The sequence below is a fragment of the Staphylococcus edaphicus genome (assembly GCF_002614725.1).
In the GTDB taxonomy this organism is placed as follows: domain Bacteria; phylum Bacillota; class Bacilli; order Staphylococcales; family Staphylococcaceae; genus Staphylococcus; species Staphylococcus edaphicus.
The window spans coordinates 164,786-178,618 of sequence record NZ_MRZN01000001.1; the positions used below are offsets into that span (position 1 = coordinate 164,786).

Sequence of the window (13,833 nt, forward strand, 5' to 3'; positions counted from 1 at the left end):
TTGAAGTAGGTTAGCTTATAAATTACTTATTACATATTATTATTAGAGATCATTTTAAATAAAATAAAAAATTATTCATATGAATTAATCCATTTTCTCTTTTAATGCATAGGTAACTTACGTTATAATAAACAGTGATAAAATAGGAGGAGAAAACATATGGTGTTGTATATCATTTTAGCAATTATTGTCATTATACTCATTATTGTTGGTGTATTGTTCTATATGCGTTCAAATAAAAGCCAAATGATAGAAAAGGCAGAAGAACGAAAGCATAAAGTTGAGCAATTACCATACGATGAAAGTTTATCTCAATTAACAGCTTTCAATTTAACAGGCGAGACGAAATCAACGTATGATAGATTAAAACAATCATCGTTAGATAGTAAAAATCAATTTCTAGAACCAGTAGAAGAAAAGATTCATAATGCAGAAGGTTTCCTAGATAAGTTTAAATTTTCACAAGCACAGACCGAAGTGGATGAAGTACATGAAATGTTGGATCAATATGAAGCAAACTATAATGACCTCACTACAAAAGTAGAAGAGATTATAGGATTACATAAACAAAGTGATCGTTTATATGATGAATGTAAAACTGACTATCGTGAGATGAAACGGGATGTGTTAGCAAATAGACATCAATTTGGTGAAGCAGCTGCACCACTTGAACAAGAAATTGAGTCTTTTGTACCGGAAATGGAAACATATGAGACGCTTAAAGCAGAAGGTAATTTCAATCAAGCGCATCAGCATATTAAAACATTAAATGATGACATGAATTATTTAAAAACAGATATGGCTGAAATTCCTGATTTAATAAAAGAAGCACAAAAAGAATTACCAGGACAATTTCAAGATCTTAAATATGGTTGTAGAGACTTAAAAGTAGAAGGCTATGACTTGGATCATGTCAAACTCGACAGCACACTACAAACTTTAAAAACTGAGCTAAGTTTTGTAGAGCCAATGATTAGTAGATTAGAATTAGATGAGGCAAACGAAAAACTAAACAGTATTAATGATCGCTTAGATGAAATGTACGAACTCATCGAATTAGAAGTTAAAGCTAAGAATGAAGTTGAAGAAACAAAAGAAGTTATTACTGATAATTTATTCAAAGCAAAAGAAATGAATTATACTTTACAAACTGAAATTGAGTATGTCCGCGAAAATTACTATATAAATGAAAGTGACGTACAAAATGTAAGACAGTTTGAGAATGAAATACAAAATATGATTTCAGTTTACGATGAAATATTGCGTGAAATGGCGAAATCTGCAGTACGTTATAGTGAAGTTCAAGATAATTTAGAATATATTGAAGAACATGTAGCGGTGATTAATGAGAAGCAAGAAAAACTACAAAATCATTTAATACAATTACGTGAGGATGAAGCTGAAGCTGAAGAAAACATCTTACGTGTACAAAGTAAAAAAGAAGAAGTTTATAGAAAATTACTTGCATCCAATTTACCAAGTGTACCGGAACGTTTCATAATTATGAAAAACGAAATTGATTATGAAGTAAGAGAAGTCAATAAAAAATTCAGTGTACGTCCTATTCATGTAAAACAATTGAAGGATAAAGTGTCTAAAGTAGTACTTCAAATGAATAAATTTGAAGATGAAGCTACAGATGTACTTGTCAATGCAGTCTATGCAGAAAAATTAATTGAATATGGTAATCGTTACCGTAAAGATAGTTCGAATATCGACAAAAGCCTTAATGAAGCAGAGCGCTTATTTAAGAATAATAGATATAAACGATCAATTGAAATTTCAGAACAAGCATTGGAAAGTGTTGAGCCAGGTATTACAAAACAAATTGAAGCACAAGTAATTGGTTAATCATTAAAATGATTACCACTTAACTTAGAAGGAATCCAGGATATAAATCAATGTCCGGGATTCTTTTTTTATGTATTAGTTGGCAGTCATGAATTTAAAGTTAAACCAAACGGGTGAATAACTGTTTTCAAATGAGATATTATACTATTTAACGCAATGTCATAGTCAATATACTATTATGGTTATATTTACCATTTTAACTTCAAGGCATATCATGCAAAGGGGGAGGCAGCGAAATCATTTATTATCATATGATTTTGTATACCACTCCTTTTTCTTTTTGTTAAAAGCGAGTATAATGCTAACAGTATAAGTTTTAATCGGATGATAAAAACGATTTATTTATATATTAAACCAAGCAATTATATGATGCATCCTTGCTATAAAATTAATGGAATAAAGATAACTGAACTAAAAATGAATTGCATCTTCTCTGCAATTTTTAATTAGATAGCTTTGTTAAGTAGTGGTTATATGATGAAAGTTAATTATGCAATAAGCTTATCATCCAATATCATTGTAAATATAATTAATAAAAACATTTGAAAAGAGAGACTGGAGTGAATAAATTGATATACCTTGATAATGCTGCAACGACGATGCCTAATCAAGATGTACTTGATACTTTTGTGAAAGTAAATCAATCCCTTTATTATAATCCTAATAGCCCGCATCAAGCAGGGCTACAAGCAGAACAATTATTACAACAATCTAAGCGTCAAATTAAAGACATATTTAATTTGGAAAGTACATTTGATATTATCTATACAAGTGGTGCTACAGAATCAAACAATATTGCAATAAAAGGCATCGCCTATAAGAAAAAACTTTTTGCTAATGAAATCATCACATCTGTATTAGAACATCCTTCTGTATTAGAAGTAGTCCGTTCATTAGAGTCTGAAGGATTTATTGTTAAATATGTTGATGTGACGAAAGAAGGACAAATTGATCTGAATCATCTTCAATCATTAATGTCTGATCGTGTTGGGCTTGTGACTTGTATACATGTCAACAATATTATGGGGCAAATACAACCTATTGAAGACGTAGCTGAAATTGTGCATCAATACCCAAAAGCGCATCTTCATGTGGATGGTGTTCAAGCGATTGGAAAGATGCCATTAATATTTGAAGGTGTCGATACACTTAGTCTAAGTGGGCATAAATTTAATGGCTTAAAAGGGCAAGGTGTTTTATTCGTACGGAATATACATCAATTAGAACCAATTATCCATGGTGGCGGACAGGAGTTTGGAGTAAGAAGCGGTACTGTTAACTTACCGATGGATATTGCTATTGTTAAAGCGCTGAAATCGGCAGTAATGTATACACAAGAATTAACAAGAAAACTGAGTGGTTTTAATTGTGATTTACGCAAATATTTAGCTGATTTTCAAGGTGTAGAAATTAATTCACCTGATGGTGCGGCAGCACATATTTTAAATGTTGGTTTGGCAGGTGTTAAGGGTGAAGTCTTAGTAAATGCTTTTTCCAAAAATGGAATTATGTTATCAACGACGAGTGCTTGCTCTTCGAAGAAATCTAGTCTAAACGAAGTACTATTATCTATGAGTGTGCCAACAAAACGAATAGAAGGAAGTATTCGAATTTCGATGGGAAGCTACACTACTAAAGAAGAAATTGAAATATTTAAAGAAAAATTTAAATTAGTATATGAAGAAGTAAGGGAGTTATTATTATGATTTATGATCACATATTAGTAAGATATGGAGAATTAACGTTAAAAGGTGCAAACCGTAAAATATTTGTGAACAAATTGCGTTCAAACGTAAAACGTTCGTTAATGCCATTGCAGGGATATACTGTAAAAGCAAATAGAGATAGAATGTACATTGAATTGGATGAAGGTGCTGATATAGAAGAAATGTGTAACAGATTAAAAAAAGTGTTTGGTATATATTCAATCAGCCCAGTGTTGAAAATTGAAAAAACCTTAGAAACGGCAAATGAATTGGCAATACGTTTTGCTAAGGGTTACGCAACTGGAGATACATTTAAGATTGATGTAAAACGTTCAGATAAGAACTTCCCTTATGATACTTACGCACTACAAAGAACAATTGGTGGTGCTGTGTTAGATGCAACGGATCACTTATCTGTTGACGTGCACAATCCAGATCATAATATAAAAGTTGAAGTGCGATTAGATGCAATTTATATGTACGATAAAGTTATTGCAGGTGCAGGTGGCTTACCAGTAGGTACTGGTGGGAAAACATTACTCATGTTATCTGGAGGTATAGATTCCCCTGTCGCAGGCATTGAAGTGATGCGTAGAGGTGTTACAGTAGAAGCTATTCATTTTCATAGCCCACCATTCACCAGTGAAAAGGCAAAAGAAAAAGTTATTGAATTAACGCGTATTTTATCTGAAAGTGTTGGACCAATCAAATTGCATATTGTGCCTTTTACAGATTTACAAAAACAAGTTAATAAAGTAGTACATGAACGTTACACAATGACTTCTACTAGACGTATGATGATGCGAGTTGCTGACAAAGTGGTCCATGACATTGATGCGCATGCAATTGTTAATGGTGAAAACTTGGGCCAAGTTGCAAGCCAAACGCTGAAAAGTATGTACGCTATAAATCATGTTACTTCAACGCCAGTATTACGCCCATTGCTAACTTTAGATAAAGAGGATATTGTTAAAAAAGCAAAAAATATTGGTACATTTGATGTATCAATACAACCATATGAAGATTGTTGCACAATATTCACCCCCAAAAATCCAATAACTGAACCAGATATAGATAAAGTAGAAAAATATGAAAGCGGTTATGATTTTGAACCATTGGTGCAACAAGCTGTTGATGGTATTGAAACATTGCATATAACGAGTGATTACCAAAGTGAAAAAGATTCAGCAACACAAGCGCTTGCCGATGAGTTATTTTAATATACACAATTAAATATGGACGTATCTTTTAGAATAAATAAAGGGGTTGGTTAAATGTTGGAATGGGATGTTTCAATTGTAATCATCATTGTTCTTCTTGGATTTTTAGCTGCGTTCATTGACGCAGTTGTAGGTGGAGGCGGTTTAATATCAATCCCCGCACTGCTTGCAGTTGGTATGTCGCCCTCTATGGCTTTAGGTACTAATAAATTAGCCAGTGCATTTGGTTCATTAACCAGTGCACTGCGATTTCTTAGGTCAGGTAATGTAGATTTAAAAATTGTAGGCAAATTATTTCCATTTGTTTTTCTATTTGCAATAGGTGGAGCGAGTGTCGCTACGTTTTTGCCATCAGAGCTTTTGAAGCCAGTTGTTATCATAATATTAACGCTAGTCATGATTTATACAATTTTAAAAAAGGATTGGGGAAATGTCCGTACCTTTACAAAATTAACTATTAGTAAAGCCATACTATTTGCTTTGTTAATGTGTCTAATCGGCTTCTATGATGGCTTTTTAGGCGGGGGTACGGGTTCCTTTATGCTATTTATTTTGTTAATGTTTGGGTTTGATTTTTTAGGTGCTGCAGGTAATGCCAAAGTATTAAATTTTGCTTCAAATTTAGGTGCATTAATCCTATTTATTTGTTTGAACCAGGTGGACTATTTTTATGGGTTGATTATGGCAGTAAGTATGATATGTGGTTCTTACGTTGGTGCAATGTTTGCCATTAAAAAAGGTGTGGGATATGTAAAAGTGTTGTTTATAGTAGTGACTGCAATATTAATTTTGAAAAACACTTATGATTATTTAATGCAAATATTATAGAAAGACGTCAATAAGTAAGTATATTAATAGTTTAATTTTATACATAACGCGTATTTTAACTGATTACAGTGAAACTATGTTGTACGAGTTGGATATAAATTTATGATGATTGGATAATGGGGATTTATTTATATCATATATATTGCAAAGTCTTACAAACGCCTAGCATTGAAAGATGAATCCAAGCGCAAATGAGAGCAGGAAAATGAAATCAAACGAAACGTCTTGATTGCTTTCCTACTCTCTTTTTTAAAATCTTATTAAAGGTATACAATTAGTAAATATTTGTGTTTAAATAAAGTATAAGTCAATAGAAAATATATGGGAGTGACTAATAATGTCGAAAAAGCGTATTATAGCCATTGTACTAGCGGTTGTCATTGTATTAGGGGGCATCATAATGAGTTCTGTTTCCGCTATTGTGTCATCTTTCTTTAATGAGTCGACGACATCGGATACGAACCCTTTTACAGAAAAAGTAGAAGATGAAGGGAACTCTAGTAAACGTATCGCCCATTTAACATTAAATGGTGAAATTGCTGAAGGCAATGGTGGTGGCATGTTTGGTGGAGAAGGATACAATCATGAAGCATTTTTGAAACAGTTGGACAATGTAAAAAAAGATAATTCTGTTAAAGGTGTATTGTTAAGCGTAAATACACCAGGCGGCGGTACATACCCAAGTGATGAAATTTATGAAAAAATAAAAGAGATAAAACAGAAGAATAAGAAAGTTTATGTTCATATGGGCAGTATGGCTGCCTCAGGTGGATATTATATTTCAGCACCTGCTGATAAAATTTACGCTGGACCACAAAGTATGACGGGTTCAATCGGAGTTATCATGTCTAGTATCGATTATTCAGGATTACAAAAGAATCTAGGTATAAAACAGAATGTAATAAAATCTGGTGAGCATAAGGATATTTTAAGTAGTTCTAGAGAAATGACTGGTGAAGAAAGAGATATCTTACAATCTGTATTAGATGATAGTTTCAATAGATTTGTTAATATCGTTAAAGACGGAAGAGAAATGTCAGAAAGCAAAGTTAGAAAATTAGCAGATGGTCGTATTTATAGCGCTCAACAAGCGAAAAGCAATGGTTTAATTGATGATATTGGCTATGAAAATGAAACTGTTAAAGCATTGAAGAAAGATATGAATGCCAAAGATGCAGAAGTGTTTGAATATAGTACAGATGGTGGTTGGTTTACATCAATGTATAATGTTAAATCGAGTATTGCTCAATTTACAAATGAGTTTAAAGATGTGAAGGCAATAATTACTAATGATACTAAAACGGAGCCTATGTATCTATACGAAGGTTAGGTGTAAATATGGAAAACAAACAATATGAAAATGTGAATCTTACAAATAGTAGTGAACAAACTATGCAATCAGATGCTGATGCACTATATCATCAACAAATGTTAAAAGGTTTATATGCGGGTTTTGGTATTAGATTTTGTGCTTTTATTATTGATTTATTAATCATTTTTGGTGTTCATAGTTTAATTTTAAAACCACTTTACCATTTTACTAATTTAGACACAGTAAAATTATGGATAGATTATTTTAGTATTGGCCATCTATTGGATGCATTCGTATTTTATTTATATTTTGTACTAATGACAAAATATTTTAAACAAACTTTAGGTAAGATCATTTGTAACATCAGAGTTGAACGGATAGATAGACAACAATTAACATGGCCTGACGTCTTATTTAGAGAGTGGATAGGACGTATTATCAGCGGGGTATTTGCAAACTTACCATACTTAGTTACAATTTTCACCAAAAAACACAGAGGTATACACGATTATTTTGCCGATACAGTTGTTATAAAAAATAAATTTGAAAAATTGTTTTATTTAAAGTAGATTAACACTTTTTATAGTTAGAATAGTATCATTCATAATAGTAAAGCGTTATAATTAGTATTGTAAGCACTTTTAATTTAGGAGGCGTTTAAATGGCGCAAATTACATTCAAACAAGAACCAGTAACATTATTAGGTTCGCAAGTGAAAACAGGAGAAGTAGCTCCAGAATTCACATTGCTTGATAATGATTTAAATGAAGTAAACTTATCAACTTATGATGGTCAAAAGAAATTAATAAGTGTTGTACCATCAATAGATACAGGTGTTTGTGATCAACAAACACGTAAATTCAATGAAGATGCATCAGAAGAAGATGGCGTTGTATTAACAGTTTCAGTTGATTTGCCATTTGCACAAAAGAGATGGTGTGCATCTAATGGATTAAATAACGTTGTTACTTTAAGTGATCATAAAGATTTATCTTTTGGTAAAAACTACGGTGTAGTAATGGAAGGTTTACGTTTACTTGCTCGTTCAGTTTTTGTATTAGATAAAAATAATAAAGTAGTATACTCAGAGATTGTTTCTGAAGGTACAGACTTCCCTGACTTTGAATCAGCTTTAGAAGCGTATCGTAGTATTTAATCCTGTTATTATATATATTTAATATGTTGAAAATATTGTTACAGAAGCAAACAGTATCATTGACATTATAAAAATTACTGTCCATAATTATTTGGTAAAATAAGTTAGTATAAACTGACTTGATTTCAATCAAATTATGGGCAGTTTTTTTAGAAAGGACTATTAAATGACACAAGAAGAAACAGTAATGGAGCAGTTATTCAAAACGTTAGATGAGCAAGCAAAATCTTTAAATGATACGAATGGACAAAGCTTTATCGAAAATTTAGGACTTGCCATGGAACATGTTTATATAAATAAAAGAGATTTATTAGAACAAGCGACGTTACAAGATAGAAGAAAGGCATTTCAGTTTGCTTATCTTAGTTTAATGCAAAAAGAAGATATCCAAGCCAACCATCAAATTACACCTGATTCTATTGGATTAATTTTAGGGTTTTTAGCTGAACGATTCTTGAAAAACAACGAGTCCATGCATATTGCGGATATTGCAAGTGGTGCAGGACATTTAAGTGCCTCAGTACACGAAGTGCTTTCAAAGCACACATTAATGCACCACTTAGTTGAGGTAGATCCAGTACTCTCTAGAGTGAGTGTTCATTTGGCAAACTTTTTAGAAATACCTTTTGATGTTTACCCACAAGATGCAATTATGCCTTTACCCTTCGAAGAGGCTGATGTTGTGATTGGGGATTTACCAATAGGATACTATCCTGTAGATGATCGAAGTAAAGAGATGGCACTTGGTTTTGAAACAGGTCATAGTTATTCTCATTTTTTGCTAATTGAACAAGCAATTACAGCGATGAAACCATCCGGTTTTGCATTCTTAGTTGTCCCAAGCAACATTTTTGAGGGTGACAATGTGAAACAGTTACAAAATTTCATTGCTACAGAAACAGAAATGCAGGCATTTTTAAATTTACCTTCAACATTATTTAAAAATGAAAAAGCACGTAAATCGATTCTAGTTTTACAGAAAAAAGAAACGAATGTGACCAAATCAGTTGAAGTATTGTTGGCTAATATACCAGATTTCAAAAGTCCGCAACAATTCCAAGCATTTCTACAAGATTTAAATACGTGGATGCAAGAAAATCATCCTGAGAATTAAACTGTAATATTCTTGAATTCAGACTGTATTAATGATTAAATAGTAGTGGATATAAAACTTAATTGAAAATGGAGGCATTATGCTTATGTCAAAATTGATTTTGGCTATAAACGCTGGTAGTTCATCTTTGAAATTTCAACTTATTGAAATGCCGGAAGAAAAAATTGTAACGAAGGGGCTTATTGAACGTATTGGTTTAAAAGATTCTGTGTTCACTATTGAATTAAATGGGGAAAAAATCAAAGAAACGAAAGATATTACTGATCATGAAGAAGCAGTTAATATCATGTTAGAAAGTTTCAAAAAACATGGTATTATTGATAGTATCTATGATATCAATGGCACTGGGCATCGAGTTGTTCATGGTGGAGAATTATTCCCAGAATCAGTATATATAACTGATGAAGTAGAAAAACAAATCGAATCTTTAAGTGAACTAGCGCCTTTACACAATCCTGCTAACTTAATGGGAATCCGTGCTTTCCGCAAGTTATTGCCAGAAATTCCACATGTTGCAGTGTTTGATACTTCATTCCATCAAACAATGCCTGAAAAATCATACTTGTACAGTTTACCGTACCAATATTATAAAGATTTTGGTATTCGTAAATATGGTTTTCATGGCACGAGTCATAAATATGTATCTCAACGAGCAGCTGACATATTAGGTAAGCCAATTGAAGAATTACGTATTATTTCATGTCATATTGGTAATGGGGCATCTATTGCTGCTATTGATGGTGGAGAATCTGTTGATACATCAATGGGATTCACACCACTGGCTGGTGTGACGATGGGAACACGCTCAGGTAATATTGATCCAGCATTAATTCCATTTATTATGGAAAAGACTGGCAAAAATGCAGAGGAAGTATTAAATACACTCAATAAAGAATCAGGATTACTTGGTATTTCAGGTACATCTAGTGATTTAAGAGATATTCAAGAAGAAGCAGAAGAAGGTAAAGAAAGAGCTCAACTAGCACTTGATGTTTTCGCATCACGCATTCACAAATATATCGGTTCATATGCGACACGCATGCATGGTGTAGATGTTATCGTATTTACTGCTGGTGTTGGTGAAAATTCTGACGCTGTAAGAGCTAAAGTATTAGAAGGTTTAGAATTTATGGGCGTATATTGGGATGCTAAGAAAAACGAAAGCATTCATGGAGAAGAAGCTTTTATAAACTATCCTCATTCACCTGTTAAAGTCATTGTAATACCAACAAACGAAGAAGTGATGATTGCTCGTGACGTTATCACTTTCAGTGATCTTAAATAAATCATAATATAAATAATATAAAGGATTTTCCAATTTTGGAAAATGCCCTTTATATTATTCTGGAATAACTTCAAAAGCTATGAATTGTGATATTTGAGATTTATTAAAATTATTATCAGCAGCAACAACAATACTGTCATGACCATTGGGTAATTTTTTGCCGAAAGATATAGCTTCTAAATTATCTATATGTGCAATATGTTCTTTATTTAAATTAGAAACGAGCTCTTTTTTTACTGGCCTAAATTTATTGTGCTTTAATGTGTCTTGATCTTTAATATCGGAAGCTCCCTCAGTATTGATTTTATATATACGTACATCATTTTGATATGAACCATCAGAAGATTGAACACTCGCGCGTTCTAAGGTTAAAAATTCATGGTTATTAATAGCTAATAATTCAGAGACGCCATTTTCAGCCTCCTTTCCTTTACCAGGTGCTTTAGGTATAGCATCTAAATGATAGGCATATTCTGATAGTAAGTTACCTTGTCTATCATATTGTGTGATACGCGAAAATCCTCGTTTTAAAGGGGTGGGTGCTTTTCCATCCTGAATTAAAGGTGCTTCCATTGCTGTCCAAATCGTTTTACCATCTGTCGAAAAAGTGCTGCCTTCTAATGAGAGATTATTACGAAAGCCGTGGTTAAAATGCTTATCCATTTTTTGTGTGCTAGTGATGGGTATTTCAGAGATGAAATTACCATTTCTTGATGCTATTCGGATAAAAGGATTAAGTCCTATACCAGGGTCTCCTTCACTGGTATACATTATCTGATTGTACAAAGGGTCTAAGCGAATAGATTCAGGATCGGCAACCTCTAGTTGTGGATTATCTTTAAAATGCTTTTTGTTGATGTAGTTTGAGCCGTTGGGTTGTTTCAAAAAATGGGTAGACTTTAGTTGAATGTTATTAAAGTGATTCTGGTTATAATTTAATTTTGCCTCGTAAAATCTAGAAGCATTATGTTCCGATCGGTCATCACTTATTAATAACCAATTCTTAGTGGTCGGATTGTAACTAATTCCAGAAATACCACCAACTTTTGTATCATCTAATTTGGATGTATAAGGTAGGGTATAACTATCAATCAGTTTAAGATTGTCAACAGTATGATTGTCGGATTGAGTTGTTGGTTTTGTTGTTTGTGCAACGATAGGGTGACTATGAATGGGACTAAGTGCAGCTAATGCTATTAAGACAGATGTAAATGATTGATAAATGATTTTCATAAATATGCAAGCTCCTTTTTAATTTTCAGTTATCAAATTAATTATAAAATGCATTTATGAAATCAAAATAAAATTTTAATGTCTATATTGTAAAGTACTGGAAATAATAATCTTTTATGCTCTAGGCTAGATGAGGAAAAGATTATTAAGAAAGTTGATGATGGTTAGTTATGGCCAACAAAAAAGACTGAGATAAGTTCTTTATCTCAGTCAGCTAATACAACGTATTATTAATTCAAAGTGCTGTAATTTACATAATGATTTAATGAGCTTGATATTGTGATCTAAATTCGTCAGTAGCAACTTGTGGTTGGAAATCTTCAGGAAGCTCTTCTGTACGAACAACTAACACATCACATGGTGAGTGACGTACAATTGCTTCAGATACTGAACCAACGATAAATCTTTCTACTGCATTTAAACCTGAAGTACCACACATGATTAAATCAGCGTTTACATCTGTTGCAAGTTTTTTAGGTATAATCGCTTTAGGTGAGCCAAACTCTAAACGTGTTTCAACATTTTTTACACCAGCATTTGTAGCGACTTCTTTATAACCTTTTAACAAATCGTCTGAGAAATTTTTAGATTTCTCAGTAAATTGTGCATCATACACTTCATATGAAGAATATGTTCTTGAATCAATAACATTCACCACTGTTAATTTTGCATCATTACGTTTTGCTACATCCACAGCTTTATTAAATGCCCACTCAGCTTCATGTGATCCATCGACAGCTATTAAAATATTTTTATAAGTTAGCATCGTTATTACCTCCTTATTTTTCTTACTTATATTATACCACCGTTTACAGAATATTAACACAATTTATATATTGTAAAAATACTCTAAACTTTGATTGCGCTTTCATTAGATACGCGTTACTATAAATTTGGAGGTGGATGAAATGATTATAGGTATTCCAAAAGAGATTAAAAACAACGAAAATAGAGTGAGTTTATCGCCAAGTGGTGTACATGCTTTGGTAGAACAAGGCCATACTGTTATTGTTGAAAAATCTGCTGGTTTAGGTTCGTATTTTGAAGACGTTGACTATACAGAAGCTGGGGCTAAAATCGTTAATGAGCAAGCTGAAGTATGGAACGTAGATATGGTTATGAAAGTAAAAGAACCATTAGAAGAAGAGTTTCAATATTTTAAAGAAGGTTTAATTCTATTTACCTACTTACATTTAGCGAATGAAGAAAAATTAACACAAGCATTACTAGAAAACAAAGTCGTTGGTATTGCATATGAAACAGTACAATTGCCAGATCGTTCGTTACCATTATTAACACCGATGAGTGAAGTTGCAGGACGTATGTCTGCGCAAATTGGTGCTGAGTTTTTACAAAAATATAAAGGCGGCATGGGTATTTTACTAGGTGGTGTTCCTGGCGTTTCCAAAGGTCGTGTATCGATTATTGGCGGAGGACAAGCTGGCACAAATGCTGCTAAAATTGCACTTGGTTTAGGAGCAGATGTTACTATCTTAGATGTTAATCCTAAACGATTACAAGAATTGGAAGACTTATTTGATGGTCGAGTACACACAATCATGTCTAATCCTTTAAATATAGAGCAGTGTGTGAAAGATAGTGATTTAGTTATTGGAGCTGTATTGATACCTGGCGCTAAAGCACCAAATCTTGTTACGGAAGATATGGTGAAAGAAATGAGAGATGGCGCCGTTATCGTTGATATTGCGATTGATCAAGGTGGTATCTTTGAAACCACTGACCGAATTTCAACTCATGATGACCCAACATATAAAAAGCACGGTGTTGTACATTATGCAGTTGCGAATATGCCAGGAGCGGTTCCACGTACATCAACGATTGCATTAAACAATGCAACGTTACCTTATGCGCAACAATTAGCGAGCAAAGGCTACTTAAAAGCTTTACAAGATAATCATGCGTTATCATTAGGACTTAATACTATTAATGGCGAGTTGACAAATAAAGGTGTTGCACAAGCATTGAATCTATCATATACAGATATCGATAGTGCACTTAAATAGTAGGAAGTAAAAAAGAATTAACAAAGTGAATAATAAAACGAAAAAACTGGTATGTTTTCGAGTGATTAACTCAATTAAACATAACCAGTTTTTTATTATCTGTC

Annotated in this window: 12 protein-coding genes; 10 read left to right on the top strand and 2 right to left on the bottom strand. The window is 32.7% G+C overall.

Annotated elements, in window-relative coordinates; genetic code table 11:
* The first annotated feature begins 159 nt into the window (after positions 1–159).
* From ezrA to BTJ66_RS01080, 9 genes are all read left to right on the top strand, one after another.
* Positions 160–1,851: a septation ring formation regulator EzrA gene (ezrA, locus tag BTJ66_RS01040; RefSeq protein ID WP_099089144.1), complete on the top strand. Its 1,692-nt coding sequence runs from the start codon at positions 160–162 to the stop codon at positions 1,849–1,851.
* 569 nt (positions 1,852–2,420) lie between these two features.
* Complete coding sequence (locus tag BTJ66_RS01045; RefSeq protein ID WP_099089145.1) at positions 2,421–3,557, top strand: cysteine desulfurase family protein; 1,137 nt, start codon at positions 2,421–2,423, stop codon at positions 3,555–3,557.
* Positions 3,554–4,777: a tRNA uracil 4-sulfurtransferase ThiI gene (thiI, locus tag BTJ66_RS01050; protein WP_099089146.1), complete on the top strand. Its 1,224-nt coding sequence runs from the start codon at positions 3,554–3,556 to the stop codon at positions 4,775–4,777. Before BTJ66_RS01045 ends, thiI begins: the two co-directional genes overlap by 4 nt.
* Before the next feature lie 54 nt (positions 4,778–4,831).
* Complete coding sequence (locus BTJ66_RS01055) at positions 4,832–5,605, top strand: sulfite exporter TauE/SafE family protein (protein WP_099089147.1); 774 nt, start codon at positions 4,832–4,834, stop codon at positions 5,603–5,605.
* 337 nt (positions 5,606–5,942) lie between these two features.
* Positions 5,943–6,935, top strand: a complete 993-nt coding sequence (gene sppA / locus BTJ66_RS01060) for a signal peptide peptidase SppA (RefSeq protein ID WP_099089148.1) — start codon at positions 5,943–5,945, stop codon at positions 6,933–6,935.
* Between the two features lie 62 nt (positions 6,936–6,997).
* Positions 6,998–7,486, top strand: a complete 489-nt coding sequence (locus BTJ66_RS01065; RefSeq protein ID WP_238597571.1) for an RDD family protein — start codon at positions 6,998–7,000, stop codon at positions 7,484–7,486.
* Between the two features lie 92 nt (positions 7,487–7,578).
* Positions 7,579–8,073: a thiol peroxidase gene (tpx, locus tag BTJ66_RS01070; RefSeq protein ID WP_099089150.1), complete on the top strand. Its 495-nt coding sequence runs from the start codon at positions 7,579–7,581 to the stop codon at positions 8,071–8,073.
* 166 nt (positions 8,074–8,239) lie between these two features.
* The gene (locus BTJ66_RS01075) at positions 8,240–9,187 is read left to right on the top strand and encodes a class I SAM-dependent methyltransferase (protein ID WP_099089151.1); all 948 of its coding nucleotides are present in this window, start codon (positions 8,240–8,242) and stop codon (positions 9,185–9,187) included.
* An 85-nt stretch (positions 9,188–9,272) separates the two neighbouring features.
* Positions 9,273–10,472, top strand: a complete 1,200-nt coding sequence (locus BTJ66_RS01080; RefSeq protein WP_099089152.1) for an acetate kinase — start codon at positions 9,273–9,275, stop codon at positions 10,470–10,472.
* Between the two features lie 54 nt (positions 10,473–10,526).
* Here BTJ66_RS01080 and BTJ66_RS01085 read toward each other — a convergent pair whose 3' ends face one another.
* Both BTJ66_RS01085 and BTJ66_RS01090 read right to left on the bottom strand, forming a co-directional pair.
* Entirely contained in the window at positions 10,527–11,705 is a 1,179-nt protein-coding gene (locus BTJ66_RS01085) for an esterase-like activity of phytase family protein (RefSeq protein WP_099089153.1), read from the bottom strand.
* A gap of 262 nt (positions 11,706–11,967) precedes the next feature.
* On the bottom strand, positions 11,968–12,471 hold the full coding sequence (locus tag BTJ66_RS01090; RefSeq protein WP_099089154.1) for a universal stress protein: 504 nt from the start codon (positions 12,469–12,471) through the stop codon (positions 11,968–11,970).
* A gap of 142 nt (positions 12,472–12,613) precedes the next feature.
* Here BTJ66_RS01090 and ald point away from each other — a divergent pair, with 142 nt between their 5' ends.
* Positions 12,614–13,729 (top strand): alanine dehydrogenase, encoded by a 1,116-nt coding sequence (gene ald, locus BTJ66_RS01095; RefSeq protein WP_099089155.1) that lies wholly within the window; start codon positions 12,614–12,616, stop codon positions 13,727–13,729.
* Positions 13,730–13,833 lie beyond the last annotated feature (104 nt).

What these genes read in the sequence shown, in the direction of transcription:
- ezrA (WP_099089144.1), top strand. Translation starts at nt 160, where the DNA reads ATGGTGTTGTATATCATTTTAGCAATTATTGTCATTATACTCATTATT.
- thiI (WP_099089146.1), top strand. Translation starts at nt 3,554, where the DNA reads ATGATTTATGATCACATATTAGTAAGATATGGAGAATTAACGTTAAAA.
- BTJ66_RS01055 (WP_099089147.1), top strand. Translation starts at nt 4,832, where the DNA reads ATGTTGGAATGGGATGTTTCAATTGTAATCATCATTGTTCTTCTTGGA.
- sppA (WP_099089148.1), top strand. Translation starts at nt 5,943, where the DNA reads ATGTCGAAAAAGCGTATTATAGCCATTGTACTAGCGGTTGTCATTGTA.
- BTJ66_RS01065 (WP_238597571.1), top strand. Translation starts at nt 6,998, where the DNA reads ATGCAATCAGATGCTGATGCACTATATCATCAACAAATGTTAAAAGGT.
- tpx (WP_099089150.1), top strand. Translation starts at nt 7,579, where the DNA reads ATGGCGCAAATTACATTCAAACAAGAACCAGTAACATTATTAGGTTCG.
- BTJ66_RS01075 (WP_099089151.1), top strand. Translation starts at nt 8,240, where the DNA reads ATGACACAAGAAGAAACAGTAATGGAGCAGTTATTCAAAACGTTAGAT.
- BTJ66_RS01080 (WP_099089152.1), top strand. Translation starts at nt 9,273, where the DNA reads ATGTCAAAATTGATTTTGGCTATAAACGCTGGTAGTTCATCTTTGAAA.
- BTJ66_RS01085 (WP_099089153.1), bottom strand. Translation starts at nt 11,705, where the DNA reads ATGAAAATCATTTATCAATCATTTACATCTGTCTTAATAGCATTAGCT.
- BTJ66_RS01090 (WP_099089154.1), bottom strand. Translation starts at nt 12,471, where the DNA reads ATGCTAACTTATAAAAATATTTTAATAGCTGTCGATGGATCACATGAA.
- ald (WP_099089155.1), top strand. Translation starts at nt 12,614, where the DNA reads ATGATTATAGGTATTCCAAAAGAGATTAAAAACAACGAAAATAGAGTG.